The 21,748-nt window shown below is 63.8% G+C and carries 21 protein-coding genes; 13 read left to right on the top strand and 8 right to left on the bottom strand.

The genetic code is table 11. The annotated features are described in order from the left end of the window. Positions 1 to 3 precede the first annotated feature (3 nt). On the top strand, positions 4 to 864 hold the full coding sequence (locus PAN31117_RS06635) for a DUF2894 domain-containing protein (protein ID WP_150737498.1): 861 nt from the start codon (positions 4 to 6) through the stop codon (positions 862 to 864). A gap of 214 nt (positions 865 to 1,078) precedes the next feature. Continuing rightward, complete coding sequence (gene trmB, locus PAN31117_RS06630; protein WP_150737497.1) at positions 1,079 to 1,876, top strand: tRNA (guanosine(46)-N7)-methyltransferase TrmB; 798 nt, start codon at positions 1,079 to 1,081, stop codon at positions 1,874 to 1,876. A gap of 91 nt (positions 1,877 to 1,967) precedes the next feature. On the opposite strand, the gene PAN31117_RS06625 is transcribed toward trmB, so the two are convergent. The 4 genes from PAN31117_RS06625 to PAN31117_RS06610 form a co-directional block, all read right to left on the bottom strand. Further along, positions 1,968 to 2,810: an undecaprenyl-diphosphate phosphatase gene (locus PAN31117_RS06625; RefSeq protein WP_150576022.1), complete on the bottom strand. Its 843-nt coding sequence runs from the start codon at positions 2,808 to 2,810 to the stop codon at positions 1,968 to 1,970. An 80-nt stretch (positions 2,811 to 2,890) separates the two neighbouring features. Continuing rightward, the gene (locus PAN31117_RS06620) at positions 2,891 to 3,511 is read right to left on the bottom strand and encodes a DUF1439 domain-containing protein (RefSeq protein WP_150737496.1); all 621 of its coding nucleotides are present in this window, start codon (positions 3,509 to 3,511) and stop codon (positions 2,891 to 2,893) included. 122 nt (positions 3,512 to 3,633) lie between these two features. After that, complete coding sequence (locus tag PAN31117_RS06615; protein ID WP_150737495.1) at positions 3,634 to 3,897, bottom strand: YkgJ family cysteine cluster protein; 264 nt, start codon at positions 3,895 to 3,897, stop codon at positions 3,634 to 3,636. Between the two features lie 61 nt (positions 3,898 to 3,958). Continuing rightward, positions 3,959 to 4,741: an SDR family NAD(P)-dependent oxidoreductase gene (locus PAN31117_RS06610; RefSeq protein WP_150737494.1), complete on the bottom strand. Its 783-nt coding sequence runs from the start codon at positions 4,739 to 4,741 to the stop codon at positions 3,959 to 3,961. Between the two features lie 97 nt (positions 4,742 to 4,838). On the opposite strand from PAN31117_RS06610, the gene PAN31117_RS06605 reads away from it, so the two are divergent. From PAN31117_RS06605 to PAN31117_RS06590, 4 genes are all read left to right on the top strand, one after another. Next, on the top strand, positions 4,839 to 5,543 hold the full coding sequence (locus PAN31117_RS06605) for a TetR/AcrR family transcriptional regulator (protein ID WP_150737493.1): 705 nt from the start codon (positions 4,839 to 4,841) through the stop codon (positions 5,541 to 5,543). Positions 5,544 to 5,672: 129 nt separating this feature from the next. Next, positions 5,673 to 6,341, top strand: coding sequence for a protein-L-isoaspartate O-methyltransferase family protein (locus PAN31117_RS06600; RefSeq protein WP_150737492.1), 669 nt, complete (start codon positions 5,673 to 5,675; stop codon positions 6,339 to 6,341). A gap of 146 nt (positions 6,342 to 6,487) precedes the next feature. Then, positions 6,488 to 6,811, top strand: coding sequence for a rhodanese-like domain-containing protein (locus PAN31117_RS06595; protein WP_150737491.1), 324 nt, complete (start codon positions 6,488 to 6,490; stop codon positions 6,809 to 6,811). A 9-nt stretch (positions 6,812 to 6,820) separates the two neighbouring features. Then, positions 6,821 to 8,371 carry a TolC family outer membrane protein gene (locus tag PAN31117_RS06590; protein WP_150737490.1) on the top strand — a complete coding sequence of 517 codons (1,551 nt, stop codon included), beginning with the start codon at positions 6,821 to 6,823 and terminating at the stop codon, positions 8,369 to 8,371. 93 nt (positions 8,372 to 8,464) lie between these two features. Here PAN31117_RS06590 and waaA read toward each other — a convergent pair whose 3' ends face one another. The 4 genes from waaA to PAN31117_RS06570 form a co-directional block, all read right to left on the bottom strand. Further along, positions 8,465 to 9,772: a lipid IV(A) 3-deoxy-D-manno-octulosonic acid transferase gene (waaA, locus tag PAN31117_RS06585; RefSeq protein ID WP_150737730.1), complete on the bottom strand. Its 1,308-nt coding sequence runs from the start codon at positions 9,770 to 9,772 to the stop codon at positions 8,465 to 8,467. A 3-nt stretch (positions 9,773 to 9,775) separates the two neighbouring features. Continuing rightward, the gene (gene kdoO / locus PAN31117_RS06580) at positions 9,776 to 10,699 is read right to left on the bottom strand and encodes a Kdo hydroxylase KdoO (RefSeq protein ID WP_150737489.1); all 924 of its coding nucleotides are present in this window, start codon (positions 10,697 to 10,699) and stop codon (positions 9,776 to 9,778) included. A 5-nt stretch (positions 10,700 to 10,704) separates the two neighbouring features. Then, on the bottom strand, positions 10,705 to 11,676 hold the full coding sequence (waaC, locus tag PAN31117_RS06575) for a lipopolysaccharide heptosyltransferase I (RefSeq protein WP_246188962.1): 972 nt from the start codon (positions 11,674 to 11,676) through the stop codon (positions 10,705 to 10,707). 243 nt (positions 11,677 to 11,919) lie between these two features. Next, positions 11,920 to 13,317, bottom strand: a complete 1,398-nt coding sequence (locus PAN31117_RS06570; RefSeq protein WP_150737487.1) for a phosphomannomutase/phosphoglucomutase — start codon at positions 13,315 to 13,317, stop codon at positions 11,920 to 11,922. A 336-nt stretch (positions 13,318 to 13,653) separates the two neighbouring features. Between PAN31117_RS06570 and PAN31117_RS06565 the strand changes: the two genes are divergently transcribed. The 7 genes from PAN31117_RS06565 to PAN31117_RS06535 all read left to right on the top strand — a co-directional run bounded on the left by PAN31117_RS06565 (position 13,654) and on the right by PAN31117_RS06535 (position 21,747). Further along, entirely contained in the window at positions 13,654 to 14,880 is a 1,227-nt protein-coding gene (locus PAN31117_RS06565) for an oligosaccharide flippase family protein (RefSeq protein ID WP_150737486.1), read from the top strand. Between the two features lie 28 nt (positions 14,881 to 14,908). Then, positions 14,909 to 16,042 carry a glycosyltransferase family 4 protein gene (locus PAN31117_RS06560; RefSeq protein ID WP_150737485.1) on the top strand — a complete coding sequence of 378 codons (1,134 nt, stop codon included), beginning with the start codon at positions 14,909 to 14,911 and terminating at the stop codon, positions 16,040 to 16,042. Further along, the gene (locus PAN31117_RS06555; protein ID WP_150737484.1) at positions 16,039 to 17,181 is read left to right on the top strand and encodes a glycosyltransferase; all 1,143 of its coding nucleotides are present in this window, start codon (positions 16,039 to 16,041) and stop codon (positions 17,179 to 17,181) included. Before PAN31117_RS06560 ends, PAN31117_RS06555 begins: the two co-directional genes overlap by 4 nt. 5 nt (positions 17,182 to 17,186) lie before the next feature. Then, positions 17,187 to 18,323 (top strand): glycosyltransferase family 4 protein, encoded by a 1,137-nt coding sequence (locus PAN31117_RS06550; protein WP_150737483.1) that lies wholly within the window; start codon positions 17,187 to 17,189, stop codon positions 18,321 to 18,323. 74 nt (positions 18,324 to 18,397) lie between these two features. After that, a complete protein-coding gene (locus PAN31117_RS06545) occupies positions 18,398 to 19,492 on the top strand; it encodes an MraY family glycosyltransferase (protein WP_150737482.1) in 1,095 nt (364 codons plus the stop codon). A 55-nt stretch (positions 19,493 to 19,547) separates the two neighbouring features. Then, the gene (locus PAN31117_RS06540; protein ID WP_150737481.1) at positions 19,548 to 20,639 is read left to right on the top strand and encodes an MraY family glycosyltransferase; all 1,092 of its coding nucleotides are present in this window, start codon (positions 19,548 to 19,550) and stop codon (positions 20,637 to 20,639) included. Between the two features lie 97 nt (positions 20,640 to 20,736). Beyond that, complete coding sequence (locus PAN31117_RS06535; RefSeq protein WP_150737480.1) at positions 20,737 to 21,747, top strand: symmetrical bis(5'-nucleosyl)-tetraphosphatase; 1,011 nt, start codon at positions 20,737 to 20,739, stop codon at positions 21,745 to 21,747. Position 21,748: the final 1 nt, after the last annotated feature.

Genomic DNA, 21,748 nt, shown 5'->3' with positions numbered 1-21,748 from the left:
GCAATGAGCACGCAGACACCCCCTCCTACGAACGACGACATCGCAGACGACACGCTTGTCGTGTCGTCTGTCGATCCAGTCGATCCGACCATCGCGCAAATCACCGCATGGCGTGAAGCCGGTGCCGACAACCGCGACCCGGCACGCTTTCATCGCATCGAAGCGCTTTGCACACGCATGCTCACCTATCAAGGCGACGTGCGGCGCGTGCTTGAAACGCGTCTTAAGGTGCTGATGGACGACTTCGCGAAGTCGGTTGCCGATGCAGAGACTTCCGCCGACGCTCCCACCGCATCGCGCGTGGCATCGCCGCTCGTCACGCTGACGGCTGACATCACGCGACGGATCGGCACCGGTGAGCGACCGACATCGTCTGCATCACCCGCGACATCGAGGCCGACGCGTGGCGCTCAGCCGACGGCACCGTCGCCCACAGCGAAGGCTCCCGACGCGTCCACGCAATCGGCCACACCGTCGACCACGCCAGCGAAGCGCACCGTCGCCCAACCCGCACCGATTCCCGTCGCCATCACGCCGACGGTCATCGCGACGGACGATGCCTTCGAAGACCTTGACGTCCTCGAATACTTCCGCGAAACGTGGTCGAAGCTGAGCACCGACGGCAATCTGCGCCAGTCGCTCGCACAGGTGCCCGAAAACGCGGGACCGCTCAATTCCAGCCATCTCGTGCATCGGGCACTCTCGCTGATGCACGACGTGTCGCCCGACTACCTGCGTCACTTCCTTCGCCACGCCGACGCCCTCTCCTGGCTCGAAGACATGGAAACGACGGGCGTCTTCGGCAACAAGAGCGCAGCGCGCGTGGCAGCCAGCGCCAAACCGTCGCGCGCCAAGGCTCGCTGACGGCGGCGCGCGATCGCGACGTCAGGCGGGATCACGCCAGGACGCGAAGCGGGCGCCAACTTGCCAGTGAAGGCGGTTCCGGTGGATAATCGATTCCGTTCCCGCCGCCAAGGCGCGGGAAAATCCTTTGAAAAATCATCGTGTTGGGCGCTGTACGCACCGCCCGCCGAAGTCTCCCTCGACAAGCCGTCGTTCCAGACGGCTTTTTGTTTCCATGACGAACCACGGACAACCGCCGGCCGACGACGCGCTCCCGGCCCACGACGACGCTGAACTCGACGCGTCGCAAACGACCCCTTCGGAAGACGACGACACGTACGTCGGCCCCGACGGCGTAGCGCACCCGCGCCGCATTCGCAGTTTCGTGCGCCGCGCAGGACGCAGCTCGGAAGCGCAGAAGCGCTACTTCGAAGAACTCGGCCCCAAGTTCGTGCTGCCGTACGCACCCGAAACGCTCGACTGGCCCGCCGCCTTCGATCGCGCCGGCGCACCGCGCATTCTGGAAATCGGCTTCGGCATGGGCGACGGCACCGCGCACATCGCGAAAGTGCGTCCGGCAGACGATTTCCTCGGCGTGGAAGTGCACGAGCCGGGCGTGGGCGCGCTGCTCAAGCTCATCGGCACGACGCCGCTCTCGAACGTGCGCATCATCCAGCACGACGCCGTGGAAGTCGTCCAGCACATGCTCCCGGAAGGCTCGCTTGACGGCGTGCACGTGTTCTTCCCCGATCCGTGGCACAAGAAGCGTCACCACAAGCGCCGTCTGCTGCAACCGCCGTTCGTCGCGTTGCTGGCCTCGCGTCTGAAGCCAGGTGGCTACCTACACTGCGCGACGGACTGGCAGGAATATGCCGAGCAGATGCTTGAAGTGCTCGGCGGCGAAGCGTCGCTCGAAAACACGGCGGCCGACTACGCGCCGCGTCCGGATTACCGTCCTGTGACGAAGTTCGAGAACCGCGGCCTACGCCTCGGTCACGGCGTGTGGGATCTCGTCTTCCGCAAGCGCGGCTGAGCGGCATCGACGTCATCGCGTCGGTACTGACGGACAGCAAAAAGGGCACCTTTCGGTGCCCTTTTTTCATGCTGCATTCAGGGGGTGGTGTTCAGTCCGCCCACACGACCAGCCCGCTGTATGCCGACACCAGCACTACGATACCGAACACGATGCGGTACCAGGCGAACGCCGTGAAATCGTGAGACGCGATGTAGCGCAGCAGCCAGCGCACGCAGATGAACGCGCTGATGAAGGCGAACACGAAGCCGATGCCGAACAGCCCGAAGTCCGCGACTTCCAGCATGGAACGCGACTTGTAGAGCTCGTAAATCGTCGCGCCGAACAGAATCGGGATCGCGAGGAAGAACGAAAACTCGGTCGCCACACGACGCTCCAGCCCGAACATCATGCCGCCGATGATGGTCGCGCCCGAGCGCGAGGTACCCGGCACCAGCGCGAGACATTGCGCGAAGCCGACTTTCAGGGCGTCCAGCGTCGACAGCTCGTCGATGGAATTCACGCGCGGCAGTTTGCCCGCTTCGACATTGCGACGGTTATGACGCTCGACCAGCAGAATGATCACGCCGCCGACGATGAACGCGGTGGCCACAACCAGCGGGTTGAACAGCACCGCCTTGATGTGCTTGCCGAACAGCAGCCCTAGCACGATGGCAGGCACGCACGCGACGATCACGTTCACCGCAAAGCGACGCGCCTTCGCATCGCTACCCAGCCCGAACACGACCTGCGCAATCTTCGCGCGAAACTCCCAGCACACCGCCAGAATCGCGCCGAACTGAATCACGATATCGAAGATCTTGCCCTTCTCGTCGTTGAAGTCGAGCAGGCTGCCGACCAGAATCAAATGCCCGGTCGACGAAATCGGCAGAAATTCGGTCAGACCTTCAACCACACCGAGAATGACGGCTTTGAGCGCCAGCAACAAGTCCATGCAATGAGTTCCTGAGGAGTCGAGGATTGAGAAGTTTTTGTAGGTTCAAGCGAATGCGTTGGCACGAAATCGATGCAACGTCAGCGCGTGTCGAATTTGACGTTCACGCCGTGCGATAGCACGGTGATCGCCCCTGGCTGACGTATCGCGCCGCCAATGTTGAGTTGCTCCGGCTTGAACGTGTAGATCGGCGCGCCTTGCAACAATTGCGTTGCGATCAATGCCCCGGCCGCGTTCAACTGACGCGACCAGCGCTCGGGCAGACCGTCGATGGTGAACGTCTCCACTTCGGGGTCGCGCAGCACGACCGACAGCGTGGCCGGATCGTACGCGAGGGCACTGTCGATGGCGAGCGTTCCGGTGAGCGGCGCGCCGCCCAGCGGATGCGTCACGGTGGCGTCGACGGATACTGCCAAACGGTTGCGCTCAGGCAGCAGCGTCAGACGCGGATGCGTGAGATTCACGTCGAGCACGGCCAGCACGCGACGGTCGAACGGAAACTTGCGCTCGAGCGCACGCTGCAACTGGCTCTCGGAAAAGGTGTATTCGTTGCCGAACGGCAAACCTGCGCATGCCGCGAGGCCCGCAGCCAACGCAGCCGCACCGGTCATCGTCAGCCAGCGACGGCGCGAGACAGTGAACGACGCGGTCGCATCGCACTGCTGAGGAATGGGATGATCTGGATGAGCGCTACCCGGCATTTCACGTTCCGCTTCAGGGCGCATCAGGCCCGACACGCGCGACTATAGCACTCAGATACGACAGGAATTGAGGTTTTCCCGGCGCTGCCCGCTGGCAGCTTCCCACTTCCCGCTGGCGATCCTCAGGCGGCCATCGGGGCGGTCATCGCTTCCAGTTCCGACAACCAGGCGATGGCCTGCGTGCGGTCGTCGCCGCACATCTCCACTGAGGGCTGTAACGATCCGCACACGGCCGGACGCTGCGGGCTGCCGAAGATACGGCATCGGTCGGCGTCGTCCAACTGCACGCAACGCGTGTTCGCCGGTTTGCCGTCAGGCATCCCGGGAATCGGCGTCGAAATGGAGGGGGCGATGCAGCAGGCAGCGCAATGGGGTCGGCAATTCATGGGGGCGGATTTTACCCGACCCGCTTTCCCTCGGCATTGACCACAGTCTTCACCACAGCATTCACCAGGGCAGTGTGCCCGAGAGATCGAAGAATCCACCGGTCACCGGGCCGCGTTCGCCCAGCGCGAGCATCACCACGCTGCGCGTGCCGTCGGCCAGCCCCTGGCGCCCACGCTTGCCGCTCGCGTCGACCGTGAGATCGCCCGGTGCGCCCGGGTCGACCGAGTTCACCGTGATCGACGTCTCGCGCAACGTGTGCGAGAGCTGCACCGTCAACATGTTCAGCGCGGCCTTCGACGCGTTGAACCCGATCTGCCGGAAAGCCGCATGCTCCCACGCCGGATCGTTGTTCTGCGTAAGCGAGCCTAGGCCGCTCGACACGTTGACGATACGCGCACCGTCCGAGCGCGACAGCCACGGCAGCATCGCCTGCGTGACGCGCAAGGTGCCGAAGAAGTTTGTCTGGAAGACTCGTTCGACAGCCTCGATGGACGCCTTCTCCGGCGTGTCGTCGCGCGGATCGGTCACGCCCGCGTTGTTGACCAGCACGTCGAGCCGACCGTGATAGCGCCCGATCCGGTAGGCTGCCGCGTGCAGCGTCTCCGGGCGAAGCAGATCGATCACCAGCGTCTCTGCCTGAAAGCCCGCCTTGCGCAACGGGGCGACGATTTCGTCCCCCTTCACTTCATCGCGCGCGCCAACCAGCACTGTCATGCCCGCTTCGGCCAGCTCACGCGCCACTTCCAATCCGATTCCCCGGGTCGCGCCGGTCACCAGCGCCACTTTTCCCAGATGGCGTTCGGCGTCCTCGCGTACCGCATTTTCGATAGCGTCCCGTTTCATCACTGCTCCCGTCGAATTCCCGTCGTTCTGCGCCCGGCCGCACGCAAATTTGTTAGCATCGAGTTTATGAAGAATCCTTCAGATTTTCTATTCGCATATGAAACCGGCCGGTCAACCACCCGCAACGCCCCGTAAATCGCCGCAGCAAGCGCGATCGCGGGTCACCATCGACGCCATTTTCGACGCCGCGCTTCAGGTTTTGCTGCTCGATGGCGGGCGTCAGCTGACCACCACCCGGGTGGCCGAGCGCGCCGGGGTGTCCGTCGGCACCCTCTATCAGTATTTCCAGAACAAGCAGGTGCTGCTCTACGCGGTGCTGGAGCGTCACATCGACCGTATCGTCGAATCGGTCGAGCAAACGTGTCAGGCGTCGCATGGCAAGCCGCTGGAAACGATGGCCCAGGAACTGGCGAAAGCTTACGTTGGCGCGAAGATGCGCGATATCGAAGAGGCGCAGGCGCTGTACCGGCTCTCGGAGGATCTGGACGGGCGGGAGGTGTTTGCGGGGGCGTCGGCGCGTATGCACGCGGCCGTCGTCGGCATGCTGAAGACCGCGCACAACGTGCGCTTCGAGGATCCGGAGACGGTGGCCTTCGTCTTCCTCAACTCCATGACAGGGCCGATCAAGGCCATTCTGGAGAACCGCGCGCCCGTGGGCGCTTGCTCGGAGACGCTCTCTCGCCAGATCGCCGACCAGATGGCCACGATGTGCGGCGCGTATTTGCAGTGCGTCGCCCGGTCCGGCGCGGAGGTCCGGATGGACTCGCCCGCGCTTTCGATCCCACCGGACAAGGCCGCCTGAGCCCGGGGTTGGTCACATTTGCCCGGCTGTCGTGCCGATTTGCGGCAAAAGTTCACACGTCATCATGGCTGCCGTCCGGAACTGGTAAAATGCCGGGTTGTGTTTGCCTACTACCCACGAGTAATCGAAATGAATTACGAACAGGCCCGCTTTAACATGATCGAGCAGCAAATTCGTCCCTGGGACGTGCTCGATCAGGACGTGCTCAAGCTGTTGGAAGTCGTCAAGCGCGAAGATTTCGTGCCGACGGCACTGCGCGACATCGCGTTCACCGACGTCGAACTGCCGCTCTCGGGCGCTGCTATCCCGAACAAGAGCCAGCACATGATGTTCCCGCGCGTCGAAGCGCGCATTCTGCAAGCGCTCGCGCCGAAGAAGAACGAGAACGTGCTCGAAATCGGCACGGGTTCGGGCTACATGGCCGCCCTGCTGGCATACAACGCGCATCACGTCACGACCGTCGAATTCGACGCGAACCTGGCACAGTCGGCCCAGCAGACGCTGCGCGCTAACGGCGTGACCAACGTCGAAGTCGTCAACGCCGACGGCGCGCAAGGCTGGAGCGCCGCCGCACCGTACGACGTGATCTGCATCTCGGGCGCGCTGGCCGAACTGCCGCAAGCATTCCAGAACCAACTGAAGGTCGGTGGCCGTCTGGCTGCGTTCGTGGGTGGTACCCCGGTCATGGAAGCCGTGCTCATCACGCGAATGTCCGAGACCGAGTTCCGTCGCGAAAACCTGTTCGAGACGCAGGTGGCCTATCTGGTCGCCCCGCAACCGTCGAGCTTCAAGTTCTAAAGCCCGGCTGCCGGGGACGCGCCTTTCGATGGCGAACGGCGCCCCCCTGAAGCCGTGAGCGGACCGGTTCCATGCACGTTCGTTTGGGGACGAACGCGTGGCCTGACGAGAACCGGACGCCATCGATTCGACACACGTAGAACATCATGCAAAACATTACACCGGCGCAATTGGCCCAGTGGCTCGCGGACGGGGACCGCAGCCAACCCACGCTCCTCGACGTGCGTGAGGACTGGGAAGTGCAGACCTGCCACATCGCCCAGAGCAAGAACGTGCCGCTCGGCGACGTGCCTGCGCGTCAGGGCGAACTCGACGCCGATGCGCCCATCGTGTGCATTTGTCACCACGGCATGCGCAGCGCCCGCGCCGCCATGTTCCTGGAACAACAAGGTTTTACCCAGATGTTCAATCTGGACGGCGGAATCGATGCCTGGGCACGCCAGGTCGATCCGTCGATGCCGACTTACTGAGTCAGGGCCATGCGCCCCCCGAGGTTTGCCGCGCGGCTGCGCGCGGATAGGCGTGCGTCCGCCCGCCATACCCGTAACACTCGTAGCATCCTCAATGCCCGCTCTGCGAGCGTCCTCGCCATCGCGACGACGCTCGCTGCGCTCATTGGGCACTCGGCCCCCGCGAGCGCGACCGACCTGCTCCAGCTCTACAGCGAAGCCCAGGGCCGCGACGCGCTCATCGCCAGCGCACGCTCGTCGTACCTCGCGAACATCGAGGCGTTGCCGCAAGCCCGCGCCGCACTTTTGCCGCAGGTCACAGCGCGCTACGGGGCCGTCAACACGCACTACGGCTCCGGGAACATCTCGAACACTTTCGGCAGCAGCGGCTACAGCCTTGCACTGACGCAGCCCATCTTCCATTGGGATAGCTGGCAGTCGTACCAGCAGGGCAAGCTGACGGTCGCGAGCGCCGAAGCCGCATTCGCGCAGGCGCAGCAGGATCTGATCCTGCGCGTGGCGACGACCTACTTCGATGTGCTCGCCGCACAGGACGATCTCGCCCTCGCAGGCACGCACAAGCAGGCCATCGCGGAACAGCTCGCGTCGGCCAAACGCAACTTCGAAGTCGGCAACGCGACCATCGTCGACGCCAACGAAGCCCAAGCCAGCTTCGATCAGGCCACCGCTCAGGAAATCGCTGCACAGAACACGCTCGACGTGCGCCGTGCCGCGTTCGCGCGCATCGTCGGCCATCCCGTCGGCTCGCTAGCTACGCTGCGCGCCGGCTCGACGCTGCCGTCGCCCGAGCCGAACAATGTCGCCGACTGGGTCACGCAAGCAGAGCAGGCCAACTACGGCGTGCAATTGCAATCGCTCACGCTGGAAATCGCGCGACGCGAAACGTCGAAGGCGAAGTCGGGTTATATGCCGTCCGTCGATCTGGTGGCGGCCGGTGCGCATTCGAACGTCGGCAACGCTAACAGCTTGTTGTCGTCCGCGATGTCCAGTCCGTCGAGTCAGGGCACGGGGCCGAGTTCGGCGGGGCAGATCGGCATTCAGATCAGCATTCCGATCTTCTCGGGGGGGTCGGTGCAGAGCAAGATGCGTCAGACGCTGGCGCTCGAAGACAAGGCGCAGAACGATCTGGACGATGCACGACGTCTGGCCGTGCTGAGCGCGCGCACGTCGTACCTTGGCGTGTCGAGCGGACTGGCGCAGGTCAAGGCGCTCGAAGCGGCCGAGCAATCGGCGCAGTCGTCGGTCGCGTCGAACAAGCTCGGCTATCAGGTCGGCATTCGTATCAACGCCGACGTGCTCAACGCCGAAGACAAGCTCTTCACCACGCGGCGCGATCTCGCCAAGGCACGCTACAGCACGCTGCTCTCCAGCCTCCAGCTGAAGGCCAGCGCCGCCACGCTCGTCGATACGGACTTGCAATTGCTCAACGCGTTGCTGACCGAGAATCCGGACGCCTCCGCCGCCATGGCCGGCGCCCGCGAAGCGACCCCGGCAAACGCAGGCACGGGTCTTCCGGCGCGCGGTGTGCGACCGGGGACGACAGCGCCCCTGCGTCGCTGACCTCGTCAGCATCAAAACAGAAAGCCTCGCATAACCGTTCTGGCATGCGAGGCTTTTTGCTTTCGGACGCCAGTGCTGTGACGTCTTATCGATTCACTCCTGCGGTGCAACGAACCCGGTATCGAGCCAGCGTCCCAACGCAGTGACGGTGCGGGCAGTCGCGCCCTGATGCTGCTTCGCGAACAGCAACGCCGCCGTGCGCATCGCCAGCCGCTTGTCGTTGTTGATCAGTAGGTCGGCCAGCGTCGACGCCAGCTCACCGGCATCGCTCACACGCCGCGCCGCGCCTGCTGCCAGCGCGTTTTCGCTGGCCTGCGTGAAGTTGAACATGTGGGGCCCGAACACCACGGGCGTACCCGCTGCACACGCTTCGATCAGATTCTGGCCGCCCAGCGGCAACAGACTGCCGCCGATAAACGCGACGTCGACTGCCGAGAAGTAAGCGGCCATCTCGCCCATCGAATCGCCGAGCACGACGTCGACGTCAGCGGGCAGCGGCGTGTCGTCGTCCGGCCATGCACTGCGACGCACATAATTCAGGCGGACCTTTTCGAGCATCGCCGCCACTTCGTCGAAACGTTGCGGGTGACGCGGCACCAGCACCAGCAGCGAGCGACGTCCCACGTCGGAGGCGGACGCGAGCATCGCACGCGCCTGAAGCACCTGTGCCTCCTCGCCGTCGCGCGTACTCGCCGCCAGCCACACCTTACGGTCGCCGAAGCGCTCGCGCCAGCGAGCGCCCAGCGCCAGCAGCGCAGGCGGTGGCGTCATGTCGAACTTGAGGTTGCCCATCACGTCGACATCGCTGGCCCCTAGCATGCGCAGACGCTCAGCGTCGGCATCGCTTTGCGCCAGCACATGACTGAATCCACCGTAGACGGGTTTGGCCGCATCGCCGAAGCGCGCCGCACGACGGAACGAGCGCGCCGACATGCGCGCGTTGGTCAGCACCAGCGGCACACCGTCTTCGCGGCAGGTGAAGATCAGGTTCGGCCAGACTTCCGTCTCCATCACCATGCCGACGCTCGGCCGCCAGTGCTTCAGGAAGCGCCGGATCGGACCGACCATGTCGTACGGCAGATAACACCGCACCACGCGATCGCCGAACAGGCTTTCGCCCGTGGCGCGCCCCGTCGGCGTCATGTGCGTGAGCAAGATGCCGTGCGACGCATAGCGCTCCAGCAGCGCATCGATAAGCGGCTGCGCGGCGCGCGTCTCCCCGACGGAGACCGCATGCACCCAGATCAGCGGACGGCCGGTGTACGGCGGCGTGCTGTAGAAGCCGAAACGCTCGCCGATATGGCGGCGATAGCCCGGCTCGAACCGGCCCCGCCACCAAAGGCGAACCACCGCCAGCGGTGCGACGATCCACCAGAGCGCGCGATAGACGAGACGCAGCAACATTCAGATCAGCGCGCGATGCGTAAGACGTTGCAATACCGCCAGCGGCGAGCACTCGGGGTGCACCATCGCGTCGGCGGGCAGGAAGAAGGTTTGTTCCATCATGAACTGGCCGGACATCACGGCGTGCGACGTCTGATCCGAGAAGCAGATCCAGACGCTGCCCGGCGGGAACGGCATGGTCTGCTGGTCCACGTCGTGCTGATACCCCATATCGGCCTTCATGCCATCGTGCAGATGCAACATGATGTGGTCATAGCCGCTGCGCGGGCGCTTGGTGATGCCCACGGCGTTTTGCAGCCACGCCGAGCCGGGCCACTGTGTCGGCACCTTCGGCAGGAAGCGCTTCGCCACGTCCTCAAATGGCTCGCCCACGCGCCACACACGCGGCTGACCGGCTGGGTTGATATTGGTGAACACGCGCAGAATTCGCTCGCCGTAGTTCGGGCGCGACGGGAAGGCGTCGACGTGCAGACGGCTGTCGTCCTTGCGCCATGAGGTTTGACGCGTCTCCACCTGATGCAGCCGCAGGCTCGTCGGTGCAGCGCGCAGCTTGCCGCGATACTCCGGCATCAGGCCGTCGATCAGGCTGCACGCCTGTGTGTAGTAGCGCTTGACCAGTGCATGAACGGCACGCTGCGTAGCGTCGTCGGCGGCGACGCCCACGAGCACGCCGGTCTTCGGGTCGAGGCTGATGTTCTTGCGCTTCGGGTCGGCGATCTTCGGATCGAGCAACGCTTGCTCGGCGGCATCGATGGCGAAGGCCAGATGCGGGAAGTACAGCACCTTGCCAGCTTCGACGTCGGCGACCAGCGTCTCTCGCGCGACCGGCAACTGACCGCCCTGCCAGTCGCCCGAGGCTACGGTGACGATCTGGCCGCTCTCGCCCGATTCGCCGGTGTCGTTAGCTTGGGTGTTTTGATTCATGCGATTCAGTCCTCCTCAGACGCGGCAGTGCCGCTCGGCACAGCCGCAGGCGACGAAGCCAGCGCCGGTGCCAGCGCATGCACGGCATCGCGCACCTGCGCGAGCGTCGGCTTGTGTTCGGCGTCGCCGAGATTGACGATGCGCGGCGACCAGAACCCGCCGGTGCGCCACGCGGTGCTGAAATTGTATAGCTCGATGGTCGGACGGTTCAGCGCTGCGGCGATATGTACCAACCCGGTGTCCACGCCCACGGTCATCGCTCCGCGATCGATCAGGCCGACGACCTGCGACAGGTTCATCTTCGGCGGCACCCAGGCGTCCTCGCCCAGCGCGGCGGCCAGACGCAACGACACCTCACGCTCGGCAGCGCTGCCCCACGGTAGGACGATGAGGAATCCCTGCGAAGCGAGATCGCGGCCCAGCGCGACCCAGTCGTCTTCCGGCCAGGTCTTGTCGTCTCGCGAGGTCGCATGCACGAACACTGCATACGGACGGTCCGGGCACAGGCTGTGATCGGCCCGCTCGGTGGCGATGCCGAAGTCGATCTCGCCCGGCACCTTGAAGCCCAACGCCTCGGCCACCAGCAGACGCGAACGCGTCACCACGTGCGTGTGCGGCTCGATGCGCACCATGTGCTGATACAGATAGCGCACCGGCCATTCGTAGCTGGCGCCTTCCGTGCGGTTGCCCAGCCCCCAGACCGCGCCGCGTGCGGTGCGCGAGATCCAGCCGGTCTTGACCAGACCCTGCGTGTCGATGACGTAGTCGTAGGGGGTTTCGCGCAACGCACGGCGAAACGCACCGATCTCCTGCCAGGTGCGTGCCGCGAGCGGCTTCTTGCGCCAGCGGCGCAAGGCAAACGGAATGACCCGGCGCACACCGCGCACGAGTTTGACGAGGTCGACGAATCCCTCTTCCACGACCCAGTCGATCTGGGCGTCGGGATACCGGCGCAGGATGTCCTGCACCACGGGCATGTTATGGACGACGTCGCCGAGCGACGAGACTTTGACGATCAGAACCTGCAACCGAACGCCCCGGCGGTTCGGCCGGGCCTCGTGAGCAAAACCGCGATTTTACCCCGTCCCGGCCCGCCAATCATGATTGACGCCCTCGCCCATCCATGAACTACGCGACGACCGCCTTACAAGGCCATTCCGGGCCATCGTCCATCGACGGCCCGGCGACGTTCAGGTAGCCATTCAGGCGGCCGAGCAGCTTCAGAACGGCAGCTTGGCGTCGGGCTTGACGGCCAGAATCGCGCGGCGGAAGTCGTCCTGAATACGCTGGATGGCGGCGTCGCTGTCGGCTTCGAAACGCAGCACCACGACCGGCGTGGTGTTCGAAGAACGCGCCAGACCGAAGCCGTCCGGGTACTCGACGCGCACACCGTCGATCTTGACGATGTCCTGTGCGCCGTCGAACCTGGCGGTCTCGCGCAGTTTGTCGATCAGCGCGAAGTTCTCGCCCTCGGCCAGCGGAATTTGCAGCTCCGGCGTCGAGATCGAGTTCGGCAGCGCGTTGAGCACAGCGCTCGGATCGGCCGACTTCGAGAGAATTTCGAGCAGGCGCGCACCGGTGTACAGACCGTCGTCGAAACCGTACCAGCGGTCCTTGAAGAACACGTGGCCGCTCATCTCGCCAGCGAGCGGTGCACCCGTTTCCTTCAACTTGGCCTTGACCAGCGAGTGGCCCGTCTTCCACATCAGCGGCTCGCCGCCGTGCTTGCGCACCCAGCTCGCGAGATTACGCGTGCACTTCACGTCGTAAATGATCTTCTCGCCCGGATTGCGGCTCAGCACTTCGGCGGCGAAGAGCATCAACTGACGGTCCGGATAAATGATCTGGCCGTCCTTGGTCACCACACCGAGACGGTCGCCGTCGCCATCGAACGCCAGACCGATTTCGGCATCGGTCGTTTGCAGCGTGTGGATCAGGTCCTGAAGGTTCTCAGGATGCGCCGGGTCCGGGTGATGGTTCGGGAACGTGCCGTCGACGTCGCAGAACAGTTCGATGACGTCGCAGCCGAGCGCCTGGAACAGCGCCGGGGCGTACGCGCCCGCCACACCGTTGCCGCAGTCCACGGCGATCTTCATCGGCCGCGCCAGATGCACATCGTTGACGATGCGCGCGCGATACGACTCGCCGATCTCGTCGGCGGTATAGGTGCCCTGCCCCGTTTCGAAGTCCTGCGCCTCGATCAGCTTGGCGAGACCCTGAATCGCGTCGCCGTAGATCGCGCGCCCGCGCAGCACCATCTTGAAACCGTTGTAGTCGGGCGGGTTGTGGCTGCCCGTGACCATGATGCCTGAGTCGACGACGCGGCCGTGCAGCGTCACGTTCGTGGCGAAGTACACCATCGGGGTGACGACGACGCCGATATCGACCACATCGACGCCAGCGGCGCGCAGGCCGTCGGACAGTGCGCCGACCAGTTCGGGGCCGGACAGGCGGCCGTCACGGCCGACGACGACCGCATTGCCACCTTCGCGACGCAGCGCCGTGCCGAAAGCGCGTCCGATCAGGTGCGCGACGTTGGCATCCAGCGTCTTGCCGACGATGCCGCGAATGTCGTAAGCCTTGAAAATCGCAGGCGAAACTTGCGTGGTTTGCGTCATGGGAAAGAGTCTCTCGGAAACGAGGGGGAGAAAGCTGAGCCGTTGGCGAAAATCGCCGTCAAGCGCCAAAAAAGAGCCATCGGGGCCGCCAGCATCACAAACGCAAATCCCGGCGGGAAGCCCGGCCGGGAGCGGCTGCATTACGCTAAAATTATACGGGACTTCGCCGCACTGCGGCATTTCCCAAAACCCTTGTCAGCCAGCGCCTACTTTCGCCCTACCGACTGTAGCCGTGCCGACCGGCAAGCGCCGACAGTCCCAGTTTCGGTTCACCGCACCGGCCTCACAAGGCCGGTTTTGCTTATCTCGAGAACGAGTGAGACGCGCGAGCGCCCCATGCCCTACCGAACCTATCGGACCATCTTTCGCAACATCCTCTGGATGCTCACCGAGCGCGGCGCACAGATCGCCGGCGGCATTGCCGTCTCCGGCCTGCTCGCCCGCAGTCTCGGCGCGGCCCAGTTCGGCCTGTTTCAGTACGCGCAATCGCTCGTGTTTCTCGCCGCGTCGCTGACGTTGCTGTGCGGCAGCGAGGTCGTGGTGCCCCGACTGGTCGGCAAGCCGGAAGACGAACAGCGTACAGTCATTGCGCATGCCTTCGTGCTGCGGCTGGCGGCAGCCGCCGTCGCCTACACGATCCTCACGATTTACGTCGTCGGCTTTGCGGAGTCGGATCTGGTCGTCGTGGCGCTCTGGCTCGGGGTGGCGCTGTGGTTCCGTGAGCCGTCGGGCATCGTGGTCGCCTGGCTGCAGGCCCGCACGTTCAACCGGCCCAGTGTGACGGCCAACCTCTGTGCGCTGTTCGTGAAGCTCGCGCTGGTCGCGGTGCTGTTCGTCACTCATGCGAACGTGGCGGCTTTCGCGGTCGTCTACGCCGTCGAAGCCGTCGTGGCGGCCGCGCTGCTCGCGCGCTACTACCTGCGGCATTCGCCGAAGACAGCGGTCGTCTGGAGCCGCCGTCTGCTGATCGACCTGCTGGCAAGCGGCTCGACCTTCTGGGGCGGGCTGATGCTGATGATGCTTTTCAAGCGCATCGACCAGCTCGTGCTGAAACCGATCATTCCTCTCTCCGAACTGGGGGCCTACGCGGCCGCCATGCAGGTCACGGAGAACTTCGTGCTGGTCGCACCGATCATTGCGAACTCGATCGCCCCCCAATTGATTTTTCAGACAATGGACAACCTGACGGCGCGACGTAACACAGTCCGCGCCGTCTGGCTCATGGTCGCCGCCGGGGCGAGTCTGGCCATTCCGATCGCAGTGCTCGCGCCGTGGATCGTGCATCTGATTTACGGCGCTGGGTTTGCGGAATCGGCGCAGATCCTGCGCGTCTCGGCGCTCATGGGGATTCTGGTGTTTGCAGACGCCGCCCTGAACCTCACACTCGTGCGTCGCGGCGCTGGTCGCTGGGTCATCGCGAAATGGCTGTGTGCGGCCGTTGTGGCATTCGTCGTCGTGCGAGGTCTGGCACCGCAGCTCGGCGCGCTCGCCGGGGCACTGGGTTATGGCGCGGGTTACGCTGCGGCGCTGGTGCTCGGCGTGTGGCTGCTTCGGCGGGATTGAGACGATGACGACTTCCGGCTCAAATGTCATGAAACTACCGCCCGGCGCGCGCACGATCTGTCTGTTCACCGGCACGCTCGCCGCGTTCGCCGGTGCCGAGCGCGCAACTGCCACGCTGGCCAACGCGCTGGCTGCACGCGGGCATCGCGTCCACGTGCTGTCTCTGTGCGGCCACACGCCCGTCTTCCCGCTCGCACCCGGTGTTGCGCATCACGCGCTGTTCGCCGCACGCCTGGCGTTCAAACGTCACTACCTGTCCATCGTGCGGCAGGTGCGGCGTTATGTTCGCGAGCATGGCATCGAGGTGATGATCGACGTCGATCCGATGCTCGCCCTCTACACCGTGCCTGCCACGCTCGGCTTGCCCGTGCGGCGCATCGCCTGGGAGCACAGCACCTATGCGAGCGATCTCGGCCGTCGAGCGCGTCGATGGGCGCGTGCGCTGGCTGCGCGTCGCTACGACGCGGTCGTGGTGCTCACGGATGCAGACCGCAGCGCCTGGCAGACGCATCATCCCGAGGCGCGCGCGCAATTCGTCACGCTGCCCAATCCGCTAGGCATTCCCATGCCCGGCTCGCCCTCTGCGCACGGCGACGAGCGGTGCATTCTTGCCGTCGGCCGTCTCGTCCCCGAAAAGGGTTTCGACCGGCTCATCGATGCGTGGGCACGTATCGCCGCCGACGCGCCGGGCTGGCAGGTGCATATCGTCGGCGACGGCGAATTGCGTGACGATCTGCTCGCTCACGCGCACAACACTGGCGTTGGCGACACCGTCCAGTTGCTGCCCGCCGTGTCCGACATCGCGCAGCACTATGCGCGCGCATCGATCTACTGCCTGCCATCGCGACGCGAGAGTTTCGGACTGGTACTGCTCGAAGCCAAGGCGTATGCGCTGCCGGTCGTCGCCTTCGCAGCCGACGCCGGACCGCGCGCCCTGCTGCATGACGGCGTCGACAGCCTCGTCGTGGACGACGGCGATATTCCGGCATTGGCCGATGCACTGCGTCGACTAATCGGCGACGCCGCGCTGCGCCGTCAGTTCGGGTTAGCCGGTTACGCGCACGCGCAGGACTTTCGCGCGGATGCCATTGCCGAGCGCTGGGAAGCGCTCTGGGCGGACGATGTGCCCAACGACATCCCCGCCACGGGGGCCTCGCGATGAAGATCGTTTTGTTCGTCACGGGGCTGCAACTCGGCGGCGCGGAAACGCAGGTGGCCGATCTCGCGCGGGGTTTTCTCGCACGTGGCCACGAAGTCACGCTCGTCTCGCTGACCGGTCCGTGCGCCATTGCGCTGCCGACATCGCCGCAGTTCACGCTCGTCGAACTGAAGGCAGGCAAATCGCCGGGGTCGCTGATCGGGGCGCTGGTCCGGTTTGCGGCGCATCTGCGGACGTGGCGACCGGACGTCGTGCACGCCCATATGGTCCACGCCAACCTGGTGGCACGTGTCGCACGATGGTTTGCGCCCGTGCCAGTGCTGGTGACGAGCGCCCACAGCCGCAACGAAGGCGGCCGCGCGCGCATGCTCGCCTATCGTCTGACCGATCGCTGGACGGATCTGACGACCAACGTGAGCGACGACGCTGTCGCCGCATTCGTCGCACAACGGGCCGCGCCTGCCGCGCGCATCGTCAGCATGCCCAATGGCATCGATACCGGGCGCTACCATTCGGACGCACAGGCACGCACCGTGTGGCGCGATGCATCCAACGTACTGCCGGATGCTGGCGCGCCCGTCGTTTTCGCCGCCGGACGGATGGTCGAAGCAAAGGACTATCCGACGCTGATTGACGCCTTCGCGCACGTCGCGAACGCCATGCCGCAAGCGCGACTGTTCATCGCGGGCGAAGGCCCATTGCGCACGTCTGTGCAGGCGCACGTAGACACCCGTGGCCTCGCGCACGCCGTGACGCTGCTCGGTCGTCGCAACGACATCGCACAATGGATGCAGGCCGCCGACGTGTACGCCATGTCGTCGGCGTGGGAGGGGTTGCCGCTCGTGGTCGGGGAAGCGATGGCAAGCGGCCTGCCCGTCGTGTCGACGGACTGCGGCGGGGTTCGCGAATTGCTGGGCGATACGGAACACAGCCACGCACACAACGCGCTCGTGCCCGTCGGCGATGCACAAGCCCTCGGCGACGCCCTGCTTCGCCAACTGCGCGCCAGCCCCGAGGCACGTCAGGCTCTCGGCGCGGCCAACCGCGAACGCATCGTCACGCACTTTTCTCTCGACGCCATCGTGACGCGATGGCTCGACACTTACGGTCGCCTGGCCGCGCAGCGCCACACCTCCCACTGAACGCTATGCAAGCACCTGTTCTCTTTTGCTCGAATTCCTTCTGGTCGATCCACAACTTCCGTGGTGGCCCCATTCGGGCCTTGCTCGCGGATGGGCACCCTGTCCATGTGGTTGCACCGGACGACGACTACGCACCGCTGCTGCGCGCGATGGGGTGCCACGTCCATGTCATGCCGATGGCGTCCAAGGGTCAGAACCCGTTGCAGGACATCGCGCTGACCCTACGTTTGTACCGACTCTATCGCCGCATCCGTCCCGCCGTTTGCTTCCACTACACCATCAAACCCAACATTTACGGTGCAGTGGCCGCGCATTGGGCCGGCATTGCCTCGGTGTCGATCACGACGGGCATGGGCACCGTCTTCATTAATAGGTCACTGCTTACGCACATTGTTCGACTGCTCTACAAGTACGCCTTCCGACATACCCACGAAAACTGGCTGCTCAATGACGAGGATTTCAAGGCGATGGTCGGCGGCGGACTCGTCGATATGCGCAAAGCGCGGCTGCTTCCGGGAGAAGGTGTCAATCTGGATCACTTCGCGCTCGCACGGTGGCACGACGATGACGGCACGTTCCGATTTTTGTTGATCGCACGACTATTGCGCGACAAGGGGGTGCTTGAATTCGTGGAGGCAGCGCGGGCGATCAGAGCGTCAATGCCGCACGTGCGCTTCCAGTTGCTGGGGCCGGCCGACGTCGAAAACCCAACGGCGATCTCGCGCGAACAGGTGGCCCGGTGGGAGCAAGAGGGACTCGTCGAATATTTGGGCGTCACGCAGGAAGTGCGCCCGTTCATCGCTCAGGCCCATTGCGTCGTGCTCCCGTCGTACCGGGAAGGCCTATCCCGGACGCTGCTCGAAGCCGGCGCCATGGGGCGGCCTGTTATCACAACGGACGTTCAAGGGTGCCGGGAGGTTGTGACCGAAGGCGTAAGCGGGTGGGTCGTGCCAGCACAGGATGCAACTGCGCTGACGACACAAATGTCGCACGTAGCCAACATGACCGCATGTGATCTTGCGGCTATCGGGAGGGCCGGGCGTGCTAAAGTAGCGCAAAATTTCGACGAGCGATTGGTGATCGCCGAGTATTTCCGAATACTTGGCGAAATCAGCGGGGGCCTCCACCAAATCCCACACTAGGCTTAAAGCCGGGTTTGGCATGAGAGCGCCAATCGCTCATAAAAACTAAGTAACGCGGTTAACTTGTCCGTACTATGCTGAACCTGACATTGGCATTGGTAGTTTCATTTGTCACCACGCTGCTGATTGTGCGGTATGCCCATGTGCACGCCCATTTTTCAAGCGACAGTGACACTCAAGGGGTTCAGAAGGTTCATGCGCACCCGGTGCCGCGAATCGGCGGCTTGGGCATTATGCTCGGCCTGATCGCAGCCGGAACATTCGCAACTTTTAAATATCCGGGTCGACTCGAAGAGATCCTCTTACTTGCAGTAAGCGCCGCGCCGGTATTCCTTGGCGGATTCATCGAAGACATCACGAAGCGCGTCTCGCCGCGTACTCGGCTAATTTGTGCAATGGCTTCGGCACTGATCGCCTATTGGTTGCTCGGGATTCACATCAACCGTATTGACATTGCTCCGCTCGATAGCTTGCTCGCGTTCCCGGTGATTTCGGTGATTCTCACGGTCATTTGCACCGCGGCGATGACCAATGCAGTCAATATCATCGACGGCTTTAACGGTCTTGCAGCGATGGTCAGTATCTTCATGTTCGTGTCGCTCGGCTATGTCGCGTTCCAGGTAGGCGATAACATCGTCCTTTCTGCGTCGTTGATAATGACGGGTGCTGTCTTCGGTTTTTTCATTCTCAACTATCCAAACGGATTGATTTTCCTTGGTGATGGCGGAGCCTATTTCATCGGCTTTATGCTCGCGGAACTCGCTATTTTGCTTGTGATGCGAAACCCGATGGTGTCGCCGTGGTACCCGGCGCTCATGCTGATTTACCCCATTTTCGAAGTTTGTTTCTCGATCTACCGACGTCGTTTCGTACGCGGGGTATCCCCCAGCATGCCGGACGGTGTTCACCTGCACATGCTCATATACAAGCGCGTGCTGCGTTGGGCAGTGGGTTCGAAAGTGGCAGCGCAATTGGCACGCCGTAACTCCATGACATCGCCTTATCTTTGGGTACTGTGTCTGTCTGCTGTGCTGCCCGCGACGATTTTCTGGCGCCATAGCGGTGTGCTTGCCATCTGCTGCCTGGTATTCATCGTTGGCTATGTCTGGCTTTATCAGCGGATTGTTCGGTTCCGCTCGCCTCGCTGGATGATCTTCAGAAAGAAGTAAGCTGTTTTCCGATTTCTTTTCTCGCTAGCCAGGCCTCCGGCTATCGCCCCGCATCATGCTGAGTCTTGCCATCGCCCTCGTCGTGTCGTTTGTCGCGACGCTGCTGATCGTTCGTTACGCGCACGTTCACTCCCGCTTCTCAGGCGATAGCGATGTCGCCGGAGTGCAGAAGTTTCACGTGCGCCCGGTGCCGCGCATCGGCGGTGTCGGCATTCTCGCGGGCCTGCTCGTCGCCGCCACGGCGCTTGGCTTTTCCTACCCCAAGGTGTCGCGCGACATTCTGTTGCTCGTCGCCTGCGGCCTGCCTGCGTTCCTGTCCGGCTTCATCGAAGATGTGACCAAGAAGGTCTCGCCGACGGTACGTCTCGTCTGCACGATGTTCGCTGCGTTGCTCGCGTGGCTCGTGCTCGACATTCACATCACCCGCATCGACATCGGCGTAGTCGACCGCGCCCTGATCGTGGCCGCCGTGTCGGTGCCGCTTACCGTGCTGTGCGTGGCGGGCATGGCTAATGCCGTGAACATCATCGACGGCTTCAACGGACTCGCCGCCATGGTCGCGATGATCATGTTCGCGTCGCTCGGCTATGTCGGGTTTCAGGTGCAGGACCCCATCGTACTCACCACGTCGATGATCATGGTCGGTGCCATCCTGGGTTTCTTCATCTTCAACTTCCCCGGCGGACTGATTTTTCTGGGGGATGGCGGCGCTTATTTCCTTGGCTTCATGCTGGCCGAGATCGCCGTGCTGCTTGTCATGCGCAACCCGCAGGTCTCGCCGTGGTATCCCGCGCTGATGGTGATTTACCCAGCGTTCGAGGTGTGCTTCTCGATCTATCGCAAGCGCTTCGTTCGCGGCATGTCGCCCGGCATCCCCGACGGTGTTCATCTGCACATGCTGGTCTACAAACGGCTGATGCGCTGGGCTGCCGGGGCGCGCACCGCGAGTGCGCTCACGCAGCGCAATTCCTTGACCTCTCCGTACCTTTGGCTGCTATGCTTGCTGGCAGTGATCCCGGCGACGGTCTTCTGGCGGCATAGCGTGGTGCTCGCACTGTGCTGCGTCGCCTTCATGGTGACGTATGTGTGGCTGTACCTGAGCATCGTCCGATTCAAAGTGCCGCGCTGGCTGATCTACAAGAAATGAATGACCACGGGGGGCGACGCACCTGATAAGGTGCGCGGCCGCGGCACACGGAAGCCCCCTGATCGGGACAACAAGACAAGACAGCGCCACCATTGCGATGCGTGACATCTATGCCATCGGCGACCTCCAGGGTTGCCAAACGTCGTTTGAACAACTGCTCGAGCGCCTCCCCCAGGACGCAGATCTCTGGCTTGCCGGCGATCTGATCAATCGTGGCCCGCGCTCGCTCGATACCTTGCGTCAGGTCATTGCATTGGGTGACCGTGTCACCGCTGTGCTCGGCAATCACGATCTGCATTTGCTAGCCGTGGCGGCTGGCGTGCGTCAGGCGCACGGCAGCGACACCCTCGACGACATTCTCAACGCACCCGACCGCGACACGCTCATCGACTGGGTACGCCGTCAACCGCTGGCCCATCTCGCCCACCGGCATCTGATGGTGCACGCCGGTGTGCTGCCGCAGTGGGACGCCGAGCAGGTCGTCTCGCTCGCGCGCGATGTCGAGACGCAACTGCGCGGCGACGACTGGAAGACATTCCTCTCGCGCATGTTCGGCAATCAGCCCGATCAGTGGCAGCCAGACCTGAGCGACGAAGACCGCCGGCGTCTCACGATCAACGCGCTCACGCGCATGCGTTTTTGCTCGGCCGACGGACGGATCGACTTCAAGATCAAGGAAGGTGCCGACGCCTCGACCGAGACGCTCAAGCCGTGGTTCGACGTCCCGGGCCGCCGCACGTCAGACGTCACGGTGGTCTTCGGGCACTGGTCGGCGCTTGGACTGGTGATGCGCGACAACATCCTCGGTCTGGACACAGGCTGCGTCTGGGGCGGCAAGCTCACGGCGGTGAAGCTCGCCGACTCGCCCGCCGGGCGCGAGCTGATTCAGATCGACTGCCCGCAGATTCGCGACCCGCTTGCCTTCGCCGACAAGAAGCGCAGCAAGATGAAAACGGCCGACAAGGCCGAGGACGCACTGAAGGCCGCGAAAGCCGAGAAGCTCGATAAGTTTGGTAAGGTCGAAAAGGCCGCGCGCAAGCTGGAAAAAGCGGCAAAGGCAGAGAAGTCGGAAAAGGCGGACAAAGGGACGAAACGCAAAGGTGAGTGAT

The sequence above is a fragment of the Pandoraea anapnoica genome (assembly GCF_902459765.1).
Classification (GTDB): Bacteria; Pseudomonadota; Gammaproteobacteria; order Burkholderiales; family Burkholderiaceae; genus Pandoraea; species Pandoraea anapnoica.
This window is presented reverse-complemented; position numbering and strand designations above follow the sequence as displayed.

What these genes read in the sequence shown, in the direction of transcription:
- PAN31117_RS06590 (WP_150737490.1), top strand. Translation starts at nt 6,821, where the DNA reads ATGCGCCCCCCGAGGTTTGCCGCGCGGCTGCGCGCGGATAGGCGTGCG.
- PAN31117_RS06635 (WP_150737498.1), top strand. Translation starts at nt 4, where the DNA reads ATGAGCACGCAGACACCCCCTCCTACGAACGACGACATCGCAGACGAC.
- PAN31117_RS06555 (WP_150737484.1), top strand. Translation starts at nt 16,039, where the DNA reads ATGAAGATCGTTTTGTTCGTCACGGGGCTGCAACTCGGCGGCGCGGAA.
- PAN31117_RS06610 (WP_150737494.1), bottom strand. Translation starts at nt 4,741, where the DNA reads ATGAAACGGGACGCTATCGAAAATGCGGTACGCGAGGACGCCGAACGC.
- PAN31117_RS06545 (WP_150737482.1), top strand. Translation starts at nt 18,398, where the DNA reads ATGCTGAACCTGACATTGGCATTGGTAGTTTCATTTGTCACCACGCTG.
- PAN31117_RS06550 (WP_150737483.1), top strand. Translation starts at nt 17,187, where the DNA reads ATGCAAGCACCTGTTCTCTTTTGCTCGAATTCCTTCTGGTCGATCCAC.
- kdoO (WP_150737489.1), bottom strand. Translation starts at nt 10,699, where the DNA reads ATGAATCAAAACACCCAAGCTAACGACACCGGCGAATCGGGCGAGAGC.
- PAN31117_RS06605 (WP_150737493.1), top strand. Translation starts at nt 4,839, where the DNA reads ATGAAACCGGCCGGTCAACCACCCGCAACGCCCCGTAAATCGCCGCAG.
- PAN31117_RS06560 (WP_150737485.1), top strand. Translation starts at nt 14,909, where the DNA reads ATGAAACTACCGCCCGGCGCGCGCACGATCTGTCTGTTCACCGGCACG.
- PAN31117_RS06565 (WP_150737486.1), top strand. Translation starts at nt 13,654, where the DNA reads ATGCCCTACCGAACCTATCGGACCATCTTTCGCAACATCCTCTGGATG.
- PAN31117_RS06535 (WP_150737480.1), top strand. Translation starts at nt 20,737, where the DNA reads ATGCGTGACATCTATGCCATCGGCGACCTCCAGGGTTGCCAAACGTCG.
- PAN31117_RS06615 (WP_150737495.1), bottom strand. Translation starts at nt 3,897, where the DNA reads ATGAATTGCCGACCCCATTGCGCTGCCTGCTGCATCGCCCCCTCCATT.
- PAN31117_RS06600 (WP_150737492.1), top strand. Translation starts at nt 5,673, where the DNA reads ATGAATTACGAACAGGCCCGCTTTAACATGATCGAGCAGCAAATTCGT.
- PAN31117_RS06625 (WP_150576022.1), bottom strand. Translation starts at nt 2,810, where the DNA reads ATGGACTTGTTGCTGGCGCTCAAAGCCGTCATTCTCGGTGTGGTTGAA.
- PAN31117_RS06620 (WP_150737496.1), bottom strand. Translation starts at nt 3,511, where the DNA reads ATGCCGGGTAGCGCTCATCCAGATCATCCCATTCCTCAGCAGTGCGAT.
- trmB (WP_150737497.1), top strand. Translation starts at nt 1,079, where the DNA reads ATGACGAACCACGGACAACCGCCGGCCGACGACGCGCTCCCGGCCCAC.
- PAN31117_RS06540 (WP_150737481.1), top strand. Translation starts at nt 19,548, where the DNA reads ATGCTGAGTCTTGCCATCGCCCTCGTCGTGTCGTTTGTCGCGACGCTG.
- waaC (WP_246188962.1), bottom strand. Translation starts at nt 11,676, where the DNA reads ATGCCCGTGGTGCAGGACATCCTGCGCCGGTATCCCGACGCCCAGATC.
- PAN31117_RS06570 (WP_150737487.1), bottom strand. Translation starts at nt 13,317, where the DNA reads ATGACGCAAACCACGCAAGTTTCGCCTGCGATTTTCAAGGCTTACGAC.
- PAN31117_RS06595 (WP_150737491.1), top strand. Translation starts at nt 6,488, where the DNA reads ATGCAAAACATTACACCGGCGCAATTGGCCCAGTGGCTCGCGGACGGG.